The organism is Nostoc sp. (assembly GCF_036916735.1).
Lineage (GTDB): Bacteria > Cyanobacteriota > Cyanobacteriia > Cyanobacteriales > Nostocaceae > Nostoc.
This window is the reverse complement of sequence record NZ_JBALFV010000116.1, coordinates 39,388-60,571: the sequence shown is the minus strand read 5'-3', so window position 1 is coordinate 60,571 and position 21,184 is coordinate 39,388. Positions and strand designations below refer to the sequence as shown.

The 21,184-nt window shown below is 39.5% G+C and carries 22 protein-coding genes; 12 read left to right on the top strand and 10 right to left on the bottom strand.

What is annotated here, in order from left to right; all coding sequences use genetic code 11:
* The first annotated feature begins 409 nt into the window (after nucleotides 1-409).
* The 7 genes from V7L20_RS28960 (at nucleotide 410) to V7L20_RS28930 (ending at nucleotide 7,261) form a co-directional block, all read left to right on the top strand.
* On the top strand, nucleotides 410-991 hold the full coding sequence (locus tag V7L20_RS28960) for a KaiA family protein (protein WP_334747382.1): 582 nt from the start codon (nucleotides 410-412) through the stop codon (nucleotides 989-991).
* 104 nt (nucleotides 992-1,095) lie between these two features.
* Complete coding sequence (gene kaiB / locus V7L20_RS28955) at nucleotides 1,096-1,419, top strand: circadian clock protein KaiB (protein ID WP_334747381.1); 324 nt, start codon at nucleotides 1,096-1,098, stop codon at nucleotides 1,417-1,419.
* Nucleotides 1,420-1,532: 113 nt separating this feature from the next.
* The gene (kaiC, locus tag V7L20_RS28950; RefSeq protein ID WP_334747380.1) at nucleotides 1,533-3,095 is read left to right on the top strand and encodes a circadian clock protein KaiC; all 1,563 of its coding nucleotides are present in this window, start codon (nucleotides 1,533-1,535) and stop codon (nucleotides 3,093-3,095) included.
* Nucleotides 3,096-3,198: 103 nt separating this feature from the next.
* Nucleotides 3,199-5,490 (top strand): TolC family protein, encoded by a 2,292-nt coding sequence (locus V7L20_RS28945; protein ID WP_334747379.1) that lies wholly within the window; start codon nucleotides 3,199-3,201, stop codon nucleotides 5,488-5,490.
* A gap of 398 nt (nucleotides 5,491-5,888) precedes the next feature.
* A complete protein-coding gene (locus tag V7L20_RS28940; RefSeq protein WP_334747378.1) occupies nucleotides 5,889-6,266 on the top strand; it encodes a hypothetical protein in 378 nt (125 codons plus the stop codon).
* Nucleotides 6,267-6,550: 284 nt separating this feature from the next.
* Complete coding sequence (locus V7L20_RS28935; RefSeq protein ID WP_334747377.1) at nucleotides 6,551-7,057, top strand: hypothetical protein; 507 nt, start codon at nucleotides 6,551-6,553, stop codon at nucleotides 7,055-7,057.
* 3 nt (nucleotides 7,058-7,060) lie between these two features.
* Nucleotides 7,061-7,261, top strand: coding sequence for a hypothetical protein (locus tag V7L20_RS28930; protein WP_334747376.1), 201 nt, complete (start codon nucleotides 7,061-7,063; stop codon nucleotides 7,259-7,261).
* Nucleotides 7,262-7,470: 209 nt separating this feature from the next.
* On the opposite strand, the gene V7L20_RS28925 is transcribed toward V7L20_RS28930, so the two are convergent.
* The 5 genes from V7L20_RS28925 to V7L20_RS28905 all read right to left on the bottom strand — a co-directional run bounded on the left by V7L20_RS28925 (nucleotide 7,471) and on the right by V7L20_RS28905 (nucleotide 10,107).
* Nucleotides 7,471-7,668, bottom strand: coding sequence for a hypothetical protein (locus V7L20_RS28925; protein ID WP_334747375.1), 198 nt, complete (start codon nucleotides 7,666-7,668; stop codon nucleotides 7,471-7,473).
* A 47-nt stretch (nucleotides 7,669-7,715) separates the two neighbouring features.
* A complete protein-coding gene (locus tag V7L20_RS28920; protein ID WP_334747374.1) occupies nucleotides 7,716-8,210 on the bottom strand; it encodes a hypothetical protein in 495 nt (164 codons plus the stop codon).
* Nucleotides 8,211-8,542: 332 nt separating this feature from the next.
* Entirely contained in the window at nucleotides 8,543-8,920 is a 378-nt protein-coding gene (locus tag V7L20_RS28915; RefSeq protein ID WP_334747373.1) for a hypothetical protein, read from the bottom strand.
* Between the two features lie 213 nt (nucleotides 8,921-9,133).
* The gene (locus tag V7L20_RS28910; RefSeq protein ID WP_334747372.1) at nucleotides 9,134-9,745 is read right to left on the bottom strand and encodes a hypothetical protein; all 612 of its coding nucleotides are present in this window, start codon (nucleotides 9,743-9,745) and stop codon (nucleotides 9,134-9,136) included.
* Nucleotides 9,746-9,831: 86 nt separating this feature from the next.
* Entirely contained in the window at nucleotides 9,832-10,107 is a 276-nt protein-coding gene (locus V7L20_RS28905) for a hypothetical protein (protein ID WP_334747371.1), read from the bottom strand.
* Nucleotides 10,108-10,235: 128 nt separating this feature from the next.
* Here V7L20_RS28905 and V7L20_RS28900 point away from each other — a divergent pair, with 128 nt between their 5' ends.
* Nucleotides 10,236-11,015: a photosystem II S4 domain protein gene (locus V7L20_RS28900; protein ID WP_334747370.1), complete on the top strand. Its 780-nt coding sequence runs from the start codon at nucleotides 10,236-10,238 to the stop codon at nucleotides 11,013-11,015.
* A gap of 97 nt (nucleotides 11,016-11,112) precedes the next feature.
* On the opposite strand, the gene V7L20_RS28895 is transcribed toward V7L20_RS28900, so the two are convergent.
* The 5 genes from V7L20_RS28895 to thrS form a co-directional block, all read right to left on the bottom strand.
* On the bottom strand, nucleotides 11,113-11,889 hold the full coding sequence (locus tag V7L20_RS28895) for an SDR family NAD(P)-dependent oxidoreductase (protein WP_334747369.1): 777 nt from the start codon (nucleotides 11,887-11,889) through the stop codon (nucleotides 11,113-11,115).
* A gap of 177 nt (nucleotides 11,890-12,066) precedes the next feature.
* The gene (locus tag V7L20_RS28890; protein ID WP_334747392.1) at nucleotides 12,067-12,624 is read right to left on the bottom strand and encodes a hypothetical protein; all 558 of its coding nucleotides are present in this window, start codon (nucleotides 12,622-12,624) and stop codon (nucleotides 12,067-12,069) included.
* Nucleotides 12,625-13,135: 511 nt separating this feature from the next.
* Nucleotides 13,136-14,740, bottom strand: a complete 1,605-nt coding sequence (locus tag V7L20_RS28885) for a serine/threonine-protein kinase (protein ID WP_334747368.1) — start codon at nucleotides 14,738-14,740, stop codon at nucleotides 13,136-13,138.
* A 707-nt stretch (nucleotides 14,741-15,447) separates the two neighbouring features.
* On the bottom strand, nucleotides 15,448-15,879 hold the full coding sequence (locus V7L20_RS28880; RefSeq protein ID WP_334747367.1) for a hypothetical protein: 432 nt from the start codon (nucleotides 15,877-15,879) through the stop codon (nucleotides 15,448-15,450).
* A gap of 454 nt (nucleotides 15,880-16,333) precedes the next feature.
* A complete protein-coding gene (thrS, locus tag V7L20_RS28875) occupies nucleotides 16,334-18,175 on the bottom strand; it encodes a threonine--tRNA ligase (protein ID WP_334747391.1) in 1,842 nt (613 codons plus the stop codon).
* 392 nt (nucleotides 18,176-18,567) lie between these two features.
* Between thrS and V7L20_RS28870 the strand changes: the two genes are divergently transcribed.
* The 4 genes from V7L20_RS28870 (at nucleotide 18,568) to V7L20_RS28855 (ending at nucleotide 21,124) form a co-directional block, all read left to right on the top strand.
* A complete protein-coding gene (locus V7L20_RS28870; RefSeq protein ID WP_334747366.1) occupies nucleotides 18,568-18,885 on the top strand; it encodes a DUF2605 domain-containing protein in 318 nt (105 codons plus the stop codon).
* A 443-nt stretch (nucleotides 18,886-19,328) separates the two neighbouring features.
* Complete coding sequence (locus V7L20_RS28865) at nucleotides 19,329-19,658, top strand: DUF2973 domain-containing protein (RefSeq protein WP_334747365.1); 330 nt, start codon at nucleotides 19,329-19,331, stop codon at nucleotides 19,656-19,658.
* Between the two features lie 372 nt (nucleotides 19,659-20,030).
* Nucleotides 20,031-20,444 (top strand): RusA family crossover junction endodeoxyribonuclease, encoded by a 414-nt coding sequence (locus V7L20_RS28860; RefSeq protein WP_334747364.1) that lies wholly within the window; start codon nucleotides 20,031-20,033, stop codon nucleotides 20,442-20,444.
* Complete coding sequence (locus V7L20_RS28855; RefSeq protein WP_334747363.1) at nucleotides 20,444-21,124, top strand: hypothetical protein; 681 nt, start codon at nucleotides 20,444-20,446, stop codon at nucleotides 21,122-21,124. Before V7L20_RS28860 ends, V7L20_RS28855 begins: the two co-directional genes overlap by 1 nt.
* The last annotated feature ends 60 nt before the right edge of the window (nucleotides 21,125-21,184 follow it).

Below are 21,184 nucleotides of genomic sequence, written 5' to 3'. Positions count from 1 at the left end.
GTTTAAGTATCTTATCAAGGAGCAAAATTAAAAAATCTATCTACATAGATATGTAAATAATGTAAATAATAAATTAGCTACTGTGTCTTCCTATGCCGACAAATACCTCATCATCAAAGACCTACTAAGTCTAATTACTCAGTTACTGCACTAAGTTGTTGAGTGGCTAGGAAGTGCAAGGCAAAAGTCAAAAGTCAAAATTTTTGTATGTAGAGGCTTTTGCAAGTTTTAAAATGGTAGATTGATTTACGCCAAGCTTTACTAACACTACCTGCTAACTAACATAGAGCGTTGTTTTGAGTGGAATCACCAGTTTACTGCACACCTAGTATTCCCTTAGAAGCGTTAGCCAAACTTATCAGCCCACGTTTCTTGGTCAAGGTGATCAAGGAGATATATTTAAGAATAAATGTTATTACCGATATTGATTCTGCAACCTGATGTTAAGAAATGTTTAGATAATCTAGTTGACTTAGACTACCAAAAAGGCTGGAGCAGATGGGTGTGGAAAGTTATTGACGCGATTCTTGCCCAATTTTGCTATCTACCTGTTGTTGCAACTACCTCTGTAAAAATCAACTATTTACCAAATTGGCCTCAACAAAATTTAAATAAAACATACACTGACAAGTACACCTATGTTTTTGCCAGTCAGACCCAAAAAAGCCAACAGCATTTTCAGGAGATGACTCCAGCAGAAAAGCAAGGATTATTAAGACACCTTAAATCAGATTACAGTATGATTCTGATTAACTATTTTACCACAGATAAAACACTCAAAGAAAAAATTGATAAATTTGTCAATACTATATTTTATGCCAATATTCCTGTACCCAAAATCATCGAAATTCACATGGAGATAATTGAAGAATTTTCTAACCAGCTAAAATTAGAAGGAAGGAGCAACGAAGCATTACTTGATTACCGTCTAACGTTGATAGATATCCTAGCTCATCTATGCGAACTATACAGAAGTTCGATTTCTAAATAAATTAAAATTATTGATGTTTAACTTAGCACAAACTACCTCTGTTAATCACTCACAATCTGCAAAAAAATATTGTATTTATATTCTTCTGACTAGCTTGTAAGTATATGGATAAAGCCAAAAAAACCTACGTCCTCAAACTTTACGTAGCAGGAAATACCCCTAATTCAGTCAGAGCATTAAAAACACTCAAAAATATTTTAGAGCAGGAGTTTAAAGGGGTTTATGCTTTAAAAGTGATTGATGTATTGAAAAGCCCGCAACTAGCAGAAGAAGATAAAATATTGGCGACACCAACATTATCTAAAATGTTGCCTCCACCGATTCGCAAAATTATCGGGGATCTTTCAGATAGGGAAAGAGTATTGATTGGATTAGATTTGCTATATGAAGAACTAAGTGAAGGAGATTTTGAAGAGGAAGATAATTAATAAACCAAAGTTTTAACTGTGTCGGGGAGCCATGTTTACCAATAGCCTCGCCAAAAGAGAGTCAAAAATTTAGTAATAAAAAACAGTTGTTAATACCCTTTTGTTATCAAACAATGAGTGAAACAGAGCAAGTAAAATCAAAAAATACACCAAAAATTGGGGGTGTGGAAAAAATTCGCACGATGATCGAAGGGTTTGACGATATTAGTCATGGTGGTTTACCAATTGGTAGAACTACCTTAATCAGTGGCACTTCCGGCACAGGCAAAACTTTATTCTCTCTTCAGTTTCTTTATAACGGCATCACTTACTTTGACGAAGCAGGAGTATTTGTTACTTTTGAAGAATCACCCAGTGATATTATTAAAAACGCTCATGTTTTTGGGTGGAACTTGCCACGGCTAATTGAGGAAGGCAAATTGTTTATTCTCGATGCATCCCCCGATCCTGAAGGACAGGATATAGTTGGTAATTTTGACCTGTCTGCACTAATTGAGCGACTGCAATATGCCATTCGCAAATACAAAGCTAAACGAGTTTCAATCGACTCAATAACAGCAGTATTTCAGCAGTATGAAGCGATGGGAGTAGTCCGGCGCGAGATTTTTCGCCTAGTAGCACGTCTCAAACTACTCAATGTCACCACTATTATTACAACTGAACGTAGCGAAGAGTATGGCCCCGTCGCCTCTTTTGGAGTGGAAGAATTTGTTTCCGATAATGTAGTAATTGTTCGCAACGTTTTAGAAGGAGAACGCCGCCGTCGCACAACTGAAATTCTCAAGTTGCGCGGTACAACTCACATGAAAGGCGAGTATCCCTTCACGATTACTAATGAAGGGGTTAACATCTTCCCACTGGGAGCAATGCGCCTTACTCAACGATCTTCTAATGTCAGGGTATCTTCTGGTGTCAAAACCTTAGATGAAATGTGCGGTGGTGGTTTCTTTAAAGATTCGATTATTTTGGCCACAGGAGCTACAGGTACTGGTAAAACCCTGTTAGTAAGTAAGTTTATTCAAGATGGCTGCCTGAATGGAGAACAAGCAATATTATTTGCTTATGAAGAATCACGCGCCCAACTATCTCGTAATGCTTCCTCTTGGGGAATTGATTTTGAAGAATTAGAGGATCAAGGTTTACTCAAAATAATTTGTACCTATCCTGAATCAACTGGTTTAGAAGACCACTTACAAATTATAAAATCAGAAATTGCTATCTTCAAACCAGCCCGGATCGCTATTGATTCCCTATCAGCATTAGCTAGAGGAGTAAGCAATAATGCATTTCGGCAGTTTGTAATTGGTGTGACGGGTTATGCTAAACAAGAAGAAATTACTGGTTTCTTTACCAACACAACTGACCAATTTCTAGGAGCGCATTCCATTACTGATTCTCATATTTCCACGATTACCGATACAATTCTCATGTTACAGTACGTAGAAATTCGTGGAGAAATGTCGCGGGCAATTAATGTATTTAAAATGAGAGGCTCTTGGCATGACAAGGGCATTCGTGAGTATAATATCACTGCTGACGGGCCCGATATTAAAGATTCTTTCCGAAACTACGAACGAATTATTAGCGGTGCTCCTACTCGCGTTAGTATCGATGAAAAGGCGGAACTTTCTCGCATTGTTAGACGTTTTGAAGACAAACAGAGTTCCGAACCCTAAATTTAGTATCGTAGTATATTCTTTCCTAAATTTAGTATCGTGCTATATTCTGTGGTGAAGAAAGGTTTTCTGCCGCTAGATTGATTTTCGTGTGAGGGATGCGGTGAAAGGACAGCAATTATTCCATAGCTTATTGCCTGGTGTGACAGCAGCGGTCTTAACAACTCAGCCAGCTTTGGCTGGTACTGTAAAACTAACTGGGGTACAGCTGGCCTCTTCTCCTAGTGTTTTGACTTCTACTTATGGTCAAGACTTAGTTGGGGACATTGTGAATACGCAATTGCATAACGGTGCAAATGTTAGTGTTCCAACCCTAGTACCTGCTTTCGGTTTCACTAAACTTAGTATGAAACCTTTAAGTAATAACAGTATTCCAGTGTTTACGGCTGAAAATACTGTTATGCCAATAAAACAACTACTTAAGAAAGATAAAGGTAGATTTTTCAGTTTGACACCTACCTCTAATGTTTCCCAACAGCTTACTGTCAGCCGTTCTGCTCAAAATAACCAAAAAAACAGTAATTCAAGCGCTGATGGGCAGGCATCAAAGAGCATAGTAGTTCCCAACTACACTTCAAAACCCTCTTCTGTCCAAAAAGAAATTTTGTCCCTATCTTCTGCACAGCAGCCAGTGGTTCAAAAGATAAATACTGTTACTCAGTTGCAGACATTTTTACAAACTTCAGCTACAGGTGTAGGATCAGCAAAACTGTTGTCAGCGCAACAATGTCCACAGGAGTTGGGGAAAAGCAAAACTGATTCCTCAGCTGCTTTGCTAATGATTTCAAGTACCTGCTCACAACAAAATGCTGTTGGCGATCGCATTGCTCAGAGTAATACCCCGATTCCGACAGATTCGACACCAACTCCCACTGCACCGGAAACCGTAATTCCTACGCCAGGGGGTTCAGTGCAACCTTCCACAGCACCGGAAACCGTAATTCCTACGCCGGGGGATTCGTCGACGCCAACTCCCACAGGACCGGAAACTATAATTCCTACGCCAGGGGGTTCAGTGCAACCTTCCACAGTGCCGAGAACCATAATTCCCGCACCATCAGGGTCAGTGCAAATTCCACAGAACCTGATTCCTAGCTCAAATCCCCTGCAATTTCCCACCAAACCGGAGGAAGTGAGACTTCAGGGAAATCAGCCGATTACTTTGGCACAGGCTCTAGAGCTAGCACGGCGCAATAATCGAGATTTACAGGTGTCTTTATTGGAGTTAGAACGCAATCGAGCGATTCTACGCGAGGCGCAAGCTGCTTTATTGCCCACTCTTAATGTTAGTACGGATATTACTCGCACTCAGTCTGCTAGTAGTCAGCTTCAAGACGAATTAAGTGGGCCGTTCGCCCCTAAAACAGATCAACCCAGTACATCTTTTTCTGGTCAAGCAGAACTTTCATATAATATTTATACTTCTGGGAGAGTACAAGCTAGCATCAGAGCGGCTGAAGAACAGGTACGTTACTATGAGTTTGCTGTAGAAACTCAGTCTGAGACAATCCGTCTAAATGTTGCCACTGATTACTACAATCTGCAACAAGCGGATGAACAAGTACGCATTAGCCAGTCGGCTGTAGTGAACTCTGAGGCTAGTTTGCGTGATGCAGAAGCTTTAGAGCGAGCTGGGGTTGGTACGCGGTTTGATGTGTTGCGATCGCAGGTGAATTTAGCAAATGCCCAACAAAATTTGACTAATGCTAGATCGCAGCAGGAAATTGCCCGTCGTCAATTAGCAACTCGGATAAGTTTGCCGCAGGCGGTAAATATCAGTGCAGCCGACCCTGTACAATTAGCTGGTCTTTGGAACCCAACGCTAGAACAAAGTATTGTGCTGGCTTATCAAAATCGTCCAGAATTGCAACAGCAGTTAGCACAACGTAATACTTATGAGCAACAGCGTAGACAAGCCCTTGGGGAGCTAGGACCTCAAATTAGTTTGGTAGGTAACTACAATCTGTTAGATCAGTTCAATGATAATGCCAGCATTACTGATGGTTATTCAGTTGGAGTTAGGGCAACCCTAAATCTGTATGATGGAGGAGCAGCAAGAGCAAGGGCAGCTCAGTTCAAAACTAATATTGCGATCGCAGAAACTCAATTTGCCGAACAGCGCAACCAAATTCGCTTTCAGGTAGAACAAGCCTATTCTACCCAGCAATCTAGATTAGAGAATGTTCAAACCGCTAATACCGCTTTAGAACAAGCTAGAGAAGCTCTACGTTTAGCGCGTTTGCGATTCCAAGCTGGTGTAGGTACTCAAACTGATGTGATTAACTCTGAAAACGACCTCACACAAGCTGAAGGTAATCGAGTTACAGCAATTTTGGATTACAACCGTGCTTTAGCTCAGTTACAACGGTCTGTTACCCTCAGAGCATTACGCTAGTGCCCCTTTGGGGAAGTCAAAAGTCAAAAGTCACCCATGCTTTAATTTTGGGCTTTCTGGCTGTAATGAAATAGTAGGTTTATTTCCGCCGACCTGTACTAATAGTGCTGACTTAATCTTTCAATTAAAAATTCTAAAAGCCTGATTTTTCAATAATTACATTGAATAATGAGGCTTTTAGGCTATTTTTTCATCTATTAAAAAAGCTTTTTTAAAACAGTCACCACTTGCTAAACGCTAAGAGCGAACAAGCCGAAAGACCCGTGCAAGGCAGTAACTCAACCTTCCAAGACAGATTTTGGATTCTGAAAGTGCCCCAAAAAACGTATTTGTAACAGCAATATTGTGAAATGATGTAGCATAACTGAATGTTCGATCGCTCGCCTTGTCAAAGACTCATGACTAAAGTAACATCTCAAGAAATTGCACAGTTTCGCTCTCAATTGGCAGATGATCCCAGCGATATGGAAGCGCTAGATTTGATTGAAGACTGTGATGGAGATTTAGAAGATGCAGCGATGACGCTAGCTATCCGGGCGGGACAACAACCAGAAAGAGCAAATTCCGAGTGGTTAGATGCCTTGGCTAGAAAATGGCGTGTGGTCATTTGCGAACAAGAATATCGGGAAGATTTGCTTGATACTTCACCTCAAAAGATGATGCAACATTTAAAAGCAATGCCCACGTTTCCTAAAATTTTGGCAACACCAGTTTTGATTTATGTCCTCAAGCAAGGCGTGAACAATTTTTGTGAGCCACTAGATTCGCTAAAGTGATCGGATGTACATTTAACTTGTGCTAACTTGTGCGATGCCTGCGGTGGTCACTGAGGGCAGCAGAAGTGCGGGCTACGCCCATGCACTTTGCAGTTGAGTTTAATATAGACCTAACAAGAACAGCCCCTTAAGAGCTAGCGTTGGAGAGTAAGACTCCTAACTCCTGTACAGACAAGGGTTAATCGCGTCTGTACTCCAAATTCATACCCAATGCAAGATGATTCGACCAGGACTGATACGCTGTTAATTAAGGCAAAACTTATATTAGACAAATTGTTCAATCAATGAATTACCTTGTTGCCGTATTACCAGACCGCATTCAAGCCGAAGCTGCTTACTTAGCTCTAGAAGAACAAGGCATAAACAGTACTATTCTGGGGAAAGGATATAAAACAGCTGACGAGTTTGGCTTAATTGACCCCAAAGACCAAGCCAAAAAGCAAGCACAACTAATGGCAACCTGGCTCATACCATTTGGCTTTTTTGCAGGTTTTACATTTAGCCTCATCACTGGTTTAGATACTTTTGCCTGGGCGGGTGAAATTGGCAATCACATCGTTGGCGGACTGCTGGGTGCTGCTAGTGGTGCTATGGGTGGTGTGCTTGTCGGTGGCGGAGTCGGTTTACTCGTAGGAAGTGGTGATGCTTTACCTTATCGCAACCGCTTAGATGCGGGTAAATACTTAGTTGCCGTTCAAGGTTCCGAAACTCTCACTCGGCAAGCAACTCGAATATTACGTCAGTTTGATCCAGAAAATATCCAAGGTTATGCTGACACAAGTACCGTGTAATGAATGAATCATAGTTTATACATTACGACACAGCGACTTGAGTTACTTCCCTGTTCTTTGGAGGTGGCGCAAGCCGTTGTGACAAGAAATAAACCCGAAGTAGAGAGGCTTTGGGGGGTACGAGTTCCTGATGATTGGTATGGATCTGAGGTGTTAGATAATGGGGCACTGGTAAAAGATAAATGGCTAATGACTAATGACTAATTCATAATTTTTAAGAATGTTGCCACGAAAAGAACTTTTAATTTGTAGCCCACTCTTTCTTATTGGCAGAAATTACGGTATGGGTGAAGGATTTGGATGTTTTCCTGCGTAGTAGACAACGACTTTCAACTCTTCTTTATTAGGAACGTAAAACACTCTGTCCCCTTTTGTCACCTCATATTCCCATGCCCCCTTGTAGGGTTTGCCCTTTAAAGGAAAACACGCCCAGGCTGTCTGGCGGTTGGTGCAGTAGATAAATCCTCGTAACAACAACGTGTGTTTTCTGGATGGCGCTGCATTAAAGCTTCCCAGTCCCGATTCACCCGATGATTTTTAGCTACCACTAACCAAGTACTTTCTATCTCAGATAATTCTGGAGCTGTCAGTTTAACGAATGGCGGCTCCACATTCTCCACTATTGGATTTTCTTGTTAGTTATCTGACATACTCTGATTCAGACAGCACTCTGAGTAGATGGCGGCTTTAATGGTACTTCATCAGTCTCGGCACTAAAAGCATCTGCCAGTTTAGGACTAGCGATCGCTACGGCGCTTTCATGCCATTCATGGATGATCGCGTCAATTATCTCCCATGCTGTAGTTGAGGAATCTATCAACCGAAAAGCTTCACTCAGCTCGTTTATAAAGTCTTGTAGATCATCTTCTTCAAACACACTCAGCCATCCATAAAAATGTTCAAAACCGATTTCTTTTACCAGTAACAAAGAGAAGGCGACAGTTAACGCCTCAAAAACAGCTTTACTCTGTGTTGCTGCCTTTACGAGAAAAGTTACTTCCTCCCGGCGCAACAAGGCAAAAGACTGATCGTTGCGAGTAATTGTCACTGGACGTTTTAAAGCTTTGTCCAGAACTCGCCCAGGCTGACGATTCAACTCAGTGGCTGTAATTAACTCATCTGAGTAGATATTGCCAAAAGTCCCGATAGACATAGATTATGCGTTTTTAGTCAACGCCGATTTAAGAAAATTATTAGTACCTACGTATAATTGTACGTACAATTCCTCAGGGGTCAATAGAGATTAAAACTCTGGATGCTGGAACTATCTCCAAAAAAGCATGAAAGATTTTTAGACTAGAGAAAATGCCGTGTCATAGTTCAACATCAGTAAGCAAGAACTAAGCAGGGAGTTGTTCTCACTTCTCAAAGTGCCTTATTTATAAACGTTTTAAACAGGGAGTGCGGCTCAACCTTCTTGCAAAGTTGGGGCTTTTGTATAGCTTTATTTTTATGCACTTATTAAGTAATAAAATCTAATTAAACTTACTTTTGCGGTAAGAATTCTAATGTATGTGTCACAAGCGTTATCAACGCTTCTAAAGGTGTTTTATCATCTTCATCTAAGATAGTTGAAAAAATTATATATTTGCTAGTATCTGGAGATTGAATTGCAATATACCCTATGTTATACATACGTTGAGATTTCCAAATCAACGCTTTGTAGTTTTCTATCTTATCTTGAAATATTTTCCCATCACTTTGTTTAATAAGTTCATAAAAAACTTCTAAACTTGTTATAACTTCAATCTCTACGCCACGAGGATCAAGTTCCGTTGGTTCTGGATTACGTAAAAAGCACTGAATAAATTCAAAAGCACTAGGCTCTACAACGTTATATTTACTTTTATTCCATTGTAACAATCTATAATTATCAGGGATTTTTAGTTTTATATTATGTTCTTTTATTATTATTTATCTAAACTTTAGCGAAGCTGGTATAGGTGGTTTTTCAGTATCATAACAAGATTTTGCATATACTGGTAAAGTGAAAATTAACAGTAAAGTTGAAGTAAATAATATAATTTTTTTCCATATTTTATAAATCATGTAGTGCTATTTGGATGGAGGATACACTCAACCATCCCTGGTTTGTAAAGCGCCTCTGATTTCAGACCATTCAAGATTATGAAAGTCAGCTTCAGTAAGACCAGCTTGAGCATGCAGGATTTCAATCATTTTTGTCGCATCCTCAAAAAACTTTTCGGCAGTTTCTTGCTCAATCATGGCTTTCCAATTAGGTTTTTGAGATTTCCACTCAGCTTCATTAATTTGCTTAGATATAGGTTCTTCTACATCTACTTTTTGAACTCCATTAACTGTGTATTTTGCTGTCTTTCCATGAACTAATAAATTTCGGAATTCAAAAATTTCTTCAAAAGTTTTAAAAGGTCTGCTGGTTTCATCTCTTAAATAATTTATTTTATCTATTAAACTTTTAAGTTTCTGGAATGAACTCTTACGCTCCCACTTATCCCATTGATCTTGATCAATTATTTTTTGCCCTAGATGATTTAGATATGCTTCCAAAAAGAAGGCTGAAGTAAGCATACTTGTCATATATTTGTAAGCAGAGCCTTCTGGATTTTCTTTTGCTTCCTTGAGGAGAAGCTGGCTTGCTTTTTTAAGATACATAAACGTATTTATAGTTTTAGAACCCCAGATATTATCGTCAGCTTTTTTACTCATAAAATATTTTCTATAACTAGAGATTGTATAAAAAATTCAGTAATAGCTTTTACATAGGCTAACATTTACCGTAGAAAATCGGTAGTTTACCTCAGAACCTGCGTGAGGGCAGTTTGCCTAAACGAATGGGTGCTGACTCCTTCTACGCCAATGCGCTTGCAGGCATCAGGTAAAATATGTCTGCCATGAATCGTCAGATACTCAGTCACACCGCGCATCCCAGGAAACATTGCCTCGGCTTTGGGTTGGTATTGATCAAGTATTGCCGCTAGTGCTGGTGGGATATCCACAATCGGGGTTTTATGTTTCCCTTTGGTGATAAACTTGCGAAAAGTGATAGCACCAGATTTGATATAAGTCATCTATAGTGCTAGTGCTTCTGATGCCTTACAGCCTTAACTTGTTACTAATGGCTGAAATGAGAATTAAAGCTAGAATCAAGATAGTTTTAGCAAATTAATTCTCAATTCATAACTCATAATTTTTAAGAATGTTGCCACGAGAAGAACTTTTAAAAGGTGTTGAAAATCGAGATAGTATAGCTCGTGTAATTGACCAAGCAGAACAAGCCATCAAAACTTGGGAAGTGGTTTTAACTGATTTTCTGTCTCCCCCAGAATTGGCAGAAATTCAACGAGTGTTTAACCGATTAACAGAAGTGCAATTGGTGGCGTGGGGTGGATATCCGCAAGCTGAACGCCAAAGAATAGCGATCGCTCGTTCAGAACTTCCCTTAGATCAATCTCAAGTCAGCCTTGTTGCTGTAGAAATTGCTGGTAATTTCCTATTTGATACCGCCTCTCACCGCGACTTTTTAGGCGCAATGTTGGGAACAGGAATTGTTCGTGAAAAGACGGGAGATGTGATTGTCTTGGGAGAACGGGGAGCACAGGCGATTGTCGCACCAGAGTTGGTAGAATTTTTGGAAATGAGTCTCAAACAGGTGCGATCGGTTCCTGTGAAAACTCAGCGAATTGAAGTAAGTGAATTAAGGGTTAGGGAACCAAAGAAAAAAGAATTAACCACTGTAGAGGCTTCTTTGCGATTAGATGCGATCGCATCTGCTGGTTTTGGCATGTCCCGCAGCAAAATGGTTGATTTCATTGATGCTGGTGATGTTCGCGTCAATTGGAAGGAAGTTACGCAAGCTAGTTCTCAAGTCAAATCAGGCGACTTAATCGCCATTCGCTCTAAAGGACGTTTAGAAGTTGGGGAAATCGCTGTGACAAAAAAAGACCGTTACCGAGTTCAATTAATAAGATATATGTAATAAGTGAGGAGTGAGGAGTTAAAAGTTAAAAGTTAAGAGTGAAAAGTTAGGAGTTTTAAATTCACTACTTTCTTTAACTCCTAACTCCTAAATATACTTAGGCTTTAAAGTGTTTTGCTAACATATTCAACAGAAGTTTGCGCGGTACAAGTCGAGATAATTTGCTTCTAATTTGAGTACTAGTATCAGAACTAATAACAGTTGGATAGCCTTTTTCCAAAGCGTCTAAACATTCCCAAACAACTTTTTCGGAAGAATACACTTTATCTGTAGTACTTGCCAGCGCTGGAGGAAAATTAGCTTCTGCAAAAAAGTTTGTTTCTATTGGCCCTGGACAAGTGACTAAAATACGGACACCATATTGATTATTTTCTGCCCATAGAGCTTCACTAAAGCTGAGAATAAAAGCTTTACTGGCAGCATAAACAGAAAGGTATGGTATCGGTTGAAATGCAGTAATCGAGGATACATTAATAATACTTCCAGAACGACGTTGCCGCATCAAGGGAAGAAATTTATGGGTTAAATCTACCAATGCCAAAATGTTTAATTGTATAATTTTAACTTGTCTTTCTCCATCCCCTTCAGCAAAGTCGCCATAGTAACCAAAACCAGCATTGTTGATTAATAAGTCAATGGTTAATCCCTTTTCTTTAGTGGCATCAAATACAGCAGCAGCTGCATTAGGTTCTGTGAGGTCTTTGACTATAACCTCTACTTGAATTTTGTGTTGTTCTTCTAGTTGTTTAGCTAATTGGCTTAGTTTCTCTTGGGAACGAGCAACGAGTACAAGATTGGTCTTGCGTGCAGCTAGTTCTTGAGCAAAAGCTTTACCAATACCACTAGAAGCACCAGTAATTAAAGCAGTTGGCATTCTACATATTCAGATAGTTTTGAAGCACCATTAAAATCTTAGCGATACTGACTAGAAGTTTTAACTGCCCAAAGTGATATATCCAAAAGGTGAAAAGTAGTATTTAGTACTGAAGTGGAACTGTGACCAAAATAATGATTTTCTCATGACGATTTTAAATCAAAATGAAATTGTTAATTACCATTTTTCAGACCAATAGATAATTTCTGAGGCAGAAGTATTAATAGCAACGCCGTAGCTATTTCCATGATTCCACTTGAAGCCAGGTCTACCTTTATCCTCTGTATTTAATACCAGTATTTCATAAGTAGGTGGAAAAGATTCAGTATGAGAGTCACTGGTGTAGAAAAAAGTTGTTGGCACACCATTAGGTTGATTTATGTGGTCATTTGTGTTACCACCCAGATATTTGTGCTTTGCAGTACTTCTGTATTGTGAAAGTAGTTTTTCTATTTTTTCTGGTTGCTGTTTCAGCCTAATTTGAAAAAAACTACTTCCTTGCGAAAATTCAGGAGAGTAAGCAATGCGAACATCTTTGGCATCAGTGGGAATCTCATTAGGAAAATGTTTTACCTGGTCATTATCAGACCATAATTGATTACGAATTTCTTTGTAACGTGATGTATCAGTTATTATTTTAGGTTCCCTAATACTGTTAAGAGTTCTTCTCAGAAAAAAGCTTCCCCCGACAATACTAAAACTAGCAAGGGCTAATAGAAACTGCGATCGCTTCATCAAATTGGGTATGTCTAACTTTTATAGTCATATACCCAACTAATAAACTATATTCGTACCATTGCGGATATAGTTTCAGAGATATTAACAGAAACTTTGCGTATCCAAGGGAAATTTCGGGTAATTATAAAATTACTATAAAGTTGGTTAATGATTACCTAGTTAAATACTGTATGTTATCCTCGATGATCTCAGTACTACCTTTGTAGCTAACGAAATTAATTCTACAGCAATTCATTTTTTTTCAATTCTTCCTGATGCACCAATTACTAAGGCGGATATATAAATAGTAGATGCACCTTAATTAAATCACAGCCCTCAGCTTTTAGTTGAGAGCTTTTTTTTATTATTGATATTTTTGATTTTCAATTAAAATATTTTTTACAAAGTTAAATTTTACCGGATATAACAATCAATAAAGCGATCAGGAAAATTATAAGTTTATTTCTGCCTTGTGGTACTAGTCTGGCAGGCAGGGCAAGCGAGTAACTCTCAAATTTAAACTTTCAACTCACAACAAGCCTCGTTTTCCATTAGGGCGGATGGTCATCCAATTTGTTTTTGCTTGTACAAGCTGCTCATCAGAAATTTTAGCACTGGTGAGATTAGCACCACATAAATTAGCTCCTCGGAGGTTAGCATTACTAAGACAAGCATTACTGAGGTCTGCGCCTCGCAAGTCTGCCCCTTCTAAATCAGCATGGTTAAGGTATGCTTTGCTCAAATTAGCATCCTTGAGATTTGCTCGAGTCAGGCTAGCTCTTCCAAAATCACTATTGTGAAGATTAGCTCCTTGAAGATTGGTTTTTTGCAATTGAGTGGAATGGAAATTTGTTTGGGATAAGTCAGCACCTTGCAGATTCAGCAAACTTAAATTATGTAGAGCAAAATCTCGTCTTCCCTTCTGATAAGCAGTTAATAAACCTTGGGTATCTAATTTACGCTCAACTTTAGAAGTTTTAACTTGTGAACTATTAATGTTGCTGTTAACAAAAGTCGTTGATTTGGCCATCCTAGAACCCTGGTGTAATCCAGCTGCTTCCGCTGCTGCCTTGGCTCGTCTAGCGCGAATTGCTGCCGCTACCTGTGCCACTCCTGTACTGCTAGCAGCAGAAGAGTTGTTAGATAAAACAGCAGAATTTTCCAAATGGTTGTGTGTTCGTTCTTTAGACCCACTATCTGATTTAATTAATAAACCCTTTGCTAAACTTTCTAAGTATGGTTCTATTTCTAATGCTCTGAGAACTTCTGTCGCTGACTGATAGCGATTACGTACAGACACTTCTAACATTTTTCGCAATACATGGTTCAAGTGGTCACTCACTTGCACAAGTTGCTCCCATATCATCTCGCCAGTGTTGGGATTGTAATCTAAATCTTTAGGAGTTTTGCTAGTCAGTAAATAAATGCATGTCACCCCCAGTGCATAGATATCACTGGCGTAGACTGGACGCATAGCCATTTGCTCTGGAGGTGCAAAACCAGGAGTACCAATGGCATACGCAGTTAATGCTGTCTGTCCTGATTGATTTACCGCACCTTGGCTGATTTGGTTTTTGACGGCACCAAAGTCGATGAGTACCATTCTGGCATCTTGAGTGCGGCGAATTAAGTTGGCTGGCTTGATATCACGGTGGATTACCTTTTGATCGTGGATGTATTGCAGTACTGGCAAAATCTCACTCAAAAATTGCTTGACTCCAGTTTCGCTTAAAATGCCGTTAAGTTTGATCTCTTCCTGCAAGGTATCACCACTGATGTATTCTTGAACTAAGTAGAATTGCTCGTGATTTTCAAAATAGTCTAACAATCTTGGTACTTGGGGATGATTGCCAATCTTACCTAAAGTTTTGGCTTCTCGTTCAAAGAGTTCTCTGGCCATCTGTAAAACGTGTGGGGCGCTTCCTGATGGGCGTAATTGTTTGATTACGCAACTTGGTTCTCCTGGTAAGCCTTGATCGTTGGCTAAGAAGGTTGCTCCAAAACCACCCTGACCTAATGGTTTGATCACCTGATAGCGATCGCGCAACAGTAGTTGCGAGCCACAAGAGCGGCACTTTTGGGAATATAGCAAATTTTCTGGATTGGGACAGGTAGGATTTAAGCAGTAGCTCATGCACTGTCAACTCGCTGCACGAATAATCACGGTGAGCTGTTATACTCTCTTTCAATTATTTAGATATTAATCAACTCTTGCCAGGTAATTTTTGCTGGAAATGCTTTGAAGATTTTCTCAAGTTTAGTCAATTTTACGTAAATTGCTTACTGAATAAAAAATTTATTATACTTAGATAATTAAATAGTATTTAAATTACTATATACCAAATTCCTATATCAATTTGCTATAACGCTCTCTTAGAGCTTGTTACATGTAGCGTGATACTCTACTAATTCGCTAACGTCATTCAAAATTGTGAAAGTCAGCTTTCAATACCGTTCAGTTAAGGAATTTCTTGGTTGAGGCAGGCTGTTCTTAAGCTGCGATCGTAAATAGACTATGCTGCGCCCTTACCAAAGATATGGTTTTTAACCTTAACCATATTTTGCATTGATTGTCAATATATAAGTCCTAGATTCCAGCCCTTTCAAGGTGGTGACACTTTAAAACGAAAATTGGTTATTTCAACCTTCAAAAAATCCCAAATCCTAACTCAGATTTGGGATGGCAACACTAAAACACCGTATCTTCGTTGGTCACCTTGAAACGGCTAGTTTTAAAGGACTATGACTTAAGGCTAAAGGCTCTGAAATAGGAAATACAGAAATTTTGCACTTGTTTCTCAAGAGTTTTCAGCTTCCCACTCGTATAAATAAGCAAAGAAATTAACCACGACCCCAGTCGCGATCGCGCTCATAGCGACGGTTATTATCACGAATGTTACGAAGGTTATTGTCGCGTTCATAGCGGCGATTATGATCGCGTTCATAGCGATAGTTGTTGTCACGCTCATAGCGGCGATTATGATTGCGCTCATAGCGATAGTTATTGTCACGCTCATAGCGGCGATTATGATTGCGCTCATAGCGATAGTTATTGTCACGAATGTTACGAAGGTTATTTTGGCGGTCATAATCACCATTTCTGTGGTAACGACTGTAACGTTCGTAGTAACCATCATCGTTGCGTTGATAGCCGTAGCTATCTAACCCAGCAAAATAAGACGCTGATGTATTAGCATCAGCTTTTGGAGAAATAGCCAAAGCAGAAGCAGATGCTATCAAGCCAGCGAACAAAATAGAGGTAAAGCGGTTCATGATGTAAGTCAAAAATTGTTGATAGTAATTGATGTAAGTCCAATCTGTTTAAGAAGAGCAGATTCCACAAGTGTTTAAATCAATGCTATCAGTGTTGAATAACTCAAAAAGTTTTATTGGGTGCGGTGATTGAGAACTGTTTTGTTGTCTTTGATACTTTTTTATTTTCCAAATCTTGTGAAAAATTAAATTTAAAATGAGTCTTTGAACTGGATGAATTCACCTCATACTATCCGCCTGTATATTTTCCTGTAGCCAGAATGGTATATAAATTTCCCAGCACCAAATATGTGGAACCTTTACCTAACGGAACTAACGTAAATATAAAATTAACTATCATAATAATTACTATCCTTTATTTGTGGTAAGTAAATTAAAGGGTGCTTCAAATTAATTCTGATCTACTAAACAAAACGCACACCAATTATAATTAGTGTGCGTCTGCGGTTAGATTTTAGAAGTTCTCGAACTTAGCGATCGCATCCTTCATCTTATCCACTACCTCATCTACAGGTATGACTCCCAATTCCCCAGAGGCGCGGGTACGGATACTCAAGGTGTTGGTTTCCACTTCCTTAGCTCCCACCACAGCCATCACGGGTATTTTTTCTTTCTCTGCATTGCGAATCTGTTTACCCAAGCGATCGCCACTAGTATCAACTTCTGCACGGATGCCCAACGCTTTCATTTTCGTCACCACATCTTTAGCAAAATCTAGCTGTGTATCACCCACCGGTAGTAATCTAGCTTGCACTGGCGCTAACCACAAAGGAAAATCGCCCGCATATTCTTCAATTAAGATCCCAATCAGCCTTTCAAGCGAACCAAAAGGCGCACGGTGAATCATCACTGGGCGTTTGCGAACACCATCTTCGGCAACGTACTCCAACTCAAAGCGTTCTGGCAAATTGTAATCAACCTGCACAGTTCCTAATTGCCACTCCCGATCTAGGGCATCACTAAAGATAAAGTCAAGTTTTGGCCCATAAAAAGCCGCTTCTCCAATCCCTTCAAAGTGTTCCATCCCCAAAGTTTCAACTGCACGGCGAATCGCACCTTCGGCTTTGTCCCAAACTTCATCTGAACCGATGTACTTATCACTAGCAGGATCGCGGAAACTGAGTCTAGCTTTAAAATTCTTCAGTTGCAGCTTATTGAACACCGATAAAATCAAATCCACTACACTGAGGAATTCGCTATCTAGCTGTTCTGGGGTGACGAACAGGTGAGAATCATCCACAGTAAAACCGCGCACCCGCGTTAAACCGCCTAATTCCCCTGATTGTTCGTAGCGATAAACAGTACCAAATTCCGCCAGTCGCATCGGTAATTCCCGATAAGAGCGTAACTCACTCTTATATATTTGGATATGGAAAGGGCAGTTCATCGGCTTCATAACGAAGCCCTGTTCTTGTGCAGCTGATTCTTGATCATCTGCCATTAAGGGGAACATATCTTCTTTATATTTCTGCCAATGTCCAGAGGTTTTAAACAAATCTACTCTGGCAATGTGAGGTGTTACTACAGATAAATAACCCCGTTTTACTTGTTCTTGTTTGAGGAAGTCTTCTAAAGTACTCCGCAACAGAGTACCTTTAGGTGTCCACAAAGGTAAACCTGGCCCTACTAGATCGGAAAATATAAATAATCCCAGTTCTTTCCCAAGTTTTCGGTGATCTCGCCGTAGCGCTTCTTCTTTGCGCCGTTTATATTCAGCGAGTTGTTCTGGACTTTCCCAAGCGGTGGCGTAGATGCGTTGTAATTGGGCTTTAGTTTCATCCCCACGCCAATAAGCACCAGCAACGCTTTCTAGTTCAATTGCCTTGGGGTTTAATTCACTGGTATTTTCCAGATGAGGCCCCGCACATAAATCCCACCATTCATTCCCCAGGTGGTAAATCGTGATTGGTTCCTTTTTGATATCTGCCAGGATTTCTAGCTTGTAAGGTTCCTTAATTTCCTGAATCCGACGTTCGGCTTCTTCGCGGCTAACTTCTTCTTGAATTACTGGCAGCTTGCGATTGATAATCTTCACCATCTCTTTCTTGATGGCTTTGAGATCATTTTCGCTAAATGGTTCTGGATTGTCGAAGTCGTAGTAAAAACCGTTTTCAATCCAAGGGCCGATTGTAACTTGCGCCTTGGGAAACAGCTTTTGTACTGCCATTGCCATAACATGGGAAGCAGTGTGGCGAATCTTTTTTAGGTTCTCCGATTCGCTGGTACGCGGTAAATAAATTTTTTCAACTTGTTCTGACTGATTTGATGAATTTGGCGACATTGGCTGCTGAACCATTGGCGAGGTGATTACAAAAAGTGATTTATCTGAATCTTTCGGCTTATTCAACTATAACGACTTTAATTTTTGCTTTTTTCAGCTTTATCTTCTAACTACTGACTTAATTTGTGATAGGGGATAAAGATAAATTTTTGATCGGTTCGGTGAGTATCAAATTCAGGATTCCACGCGATCGCTAAATTATCTTATGAATTGCAACTTAGCGTCAGCTATACCTATAGATGCCTCTCCAAAGGAACTGTACAAACCTGGGATCAAGACTATATAATAAAATTTGTGTTATTTGTTACAAATTTTATTATCCTCGAATTATGAGAAAAAGAAAAAAAATGTTAAGAAACGTAAATAACGTTAATATTAGTAAGAAAGTTTGAAATATCCTCCCATTTATGTCAGACTCAAATTTACCAGGGACTAATTTGCTGAAAACGGTTTTAGAACCCCTGCTGGAAGATTTTCAGCATTGGTTTGCGCGATCGCGTCATTTACTCGAAACCGAGCAACTATCATTTATGAGTCACCAAGAGCAATCTGACTTGCTTTTGCGGGTTAAGCAAGCGCAAGATGAACTGAATACGGCGAAGATGTTGTTTACTGCAACTGATAAACAAGTCGGAATTGATATGGCAACGTTAATGCCTTGGCATCAATTAGTAACAGAATGTTGGAATGTCGCAATGCGCTTTCGCCAAACGCGTGAAGCCTAAGCAACACATAGAAGCATCTGCTAAATTTTGGCAGTCTACTTAGCGATGTCTCAAGACTAGTACAGTCTGGCGTAAATAAACCACCCATTCCAAATCGCCAAAAAGTCTGCCCTATAAGCAAGCTTTTTGATTTTTGACATTTGACTTTTGACTTTTGCCTTGCGGTACTAGCCCCTTTGCATCTACACAAGACGGTAAATCAGCCGTCAAAAAAATAGTAAAAAACTCTTAACACTTTCTTAACACTCTTGGGATTAACAAAATAATGTATCATATGATACTGTAACAAGTTGAATAACGGATGAAAAATAGCTTCATATAAATGTAATTACACAAAGAGTGCGTCAAATACTCGTCTTAACTGTGAGTCATAGTGTCGGCGAAACAAAGAGTTACAAAATCAAAATAAACTTTTAAAAATTGCTGTCTTGGAGGAAAATTCAATGTTACACCTGCTTTACATTCTTGCTTTTACAATCCTTGCATTTATAGCTGTTGGCAACTTAATTCGTAACCTGATCATGTTTAGTTTTGATCGGGAGCGAACTTACCCGACGAATTCCTCACCAATAAATAATCAAAGCAACTATGGTTATTATTCATCAAAAAAACAGTTTGTACCCCATCCAGAGTTATTAGATAACGCGGGTAACTTAATTAAAGAGCCACTTTTGGTAATGCGTTCGATTAACGTTGAAGATGCGCGTCAACATCTTGATGCACTTTACGAAGCATCCCCAGGACACAAAAGAGATAATTCTGAAGAAGCATAAAAAAAGTTAGGAGTTAGGAGTAGAGACGCGATTAATAGCGTCTGTGCAGGAGTTAAGAGTATGGGTGTAAATTATTGTGGTTTTTACATCCTTAGCCCTTACCTAAGAATAAATTTATTACCATCTTTGAACTTGAGGTGATCGCGTAGGTAGGCTGGTAATTTAACATTATGTTGTTCACTTGGCATCGGTTGAGCCAGAAAGGGCATGGTGTGAGTGATTAGATAATTTGTGAAGCACTCAGCGAAGCTACTGGCCGACACAGCAACAGTAGTAACAGCAGTATTCCTTTGTCACGAGTAGCGGGAGTTATTTGCTTGTGTTCTAGGTTACTAGTATAAAATAACATGCGATCTATTATTTAGAAGTGCATTGACTAGATTTGAGTTCATAGTAGATGGCCCACCAGTATCACAACAGACTCGTACTCGCGGTAAGGGCAATCGACTTCAAGATTGGAAAAAGACAGTGCGACAAGAGGTTAAAAAATACTGGTCTTCGGAACAAAAAACAGCCACTGGGTTGGTTATGCTCCAGATAACCTATTTCTATGATTCTGTTCAAATAGATGTAGACAATATAGTGAAGCCTATTCAAGATGCAATTAAAGGATTAGCCTACGTCGATGACAATCAAGTAAGCGATCTTCTAGTTAGAAAGAGGAATTTGTCAGGTAACTTTAGAATAGAAAACATGACCTCGACATTGGCGGAAGGTTTTGCCCGTGGCAATGAGTTCTTACATATTGTCGTAATTAATGCTCCTAACCAGGAGGTAGTTACCTGATGGAAACTTCAACCGCAAACTTAGAAAGAGAGCGATTGCTGAAACTAGCACAGGAGTATCGCCAAAAGGGTTACGAAGTTTTTTTTCATCCAAATCCAGAAGAATTGCCTGACTTCCTTAATAACTATCGCCCTGACATGATAGTACGTCGGGGAGAAGAAAATGTAGTTATTGAAGTTAAGTCACGCTCTTCACTAAACTCTTCTTCTAATCAATACTTAGGTAATTTAGCTCAAGCGGTAGAAAAACATCCTGGTTGGAGATTTGAATTAGTAATGACCAACCCAGAGGATACAATGTATTCTCCCAAAGCAGAGGCTTCTCTTCAAGAACATGAAATAGAATCACAGTTGCAACTAGCAAGGCAACTTATAACGCAACATCCAGAATCAGCTATCCTATATTCCTGGTCTTTAGTAGAAGCAACTTTGAGACTTATTGCCCAAAAGGAAGAGCTAAGTTTACAAAGATTTGATCCACTCTACTTAATAAAGCAATTAGCAACTGAAGGTATAATTTCAAAATTTGAGTATCAGTTACTAATGGATGCACTCCCATTGCGTAATTCTATTGCTCATGGCTTCAAAACTACACAAATTACGCAAAATTATGTGTTTGAATTGATCGAGCTTACAGAGCAGCTATTGAGAACTCTACACACTGGCAATGAAGCAGACTAACACTGCTTTGCTTGGTAGTAGATAGTAGGACAAGCCGTGGTGCTGAATTTCAGGTTATGC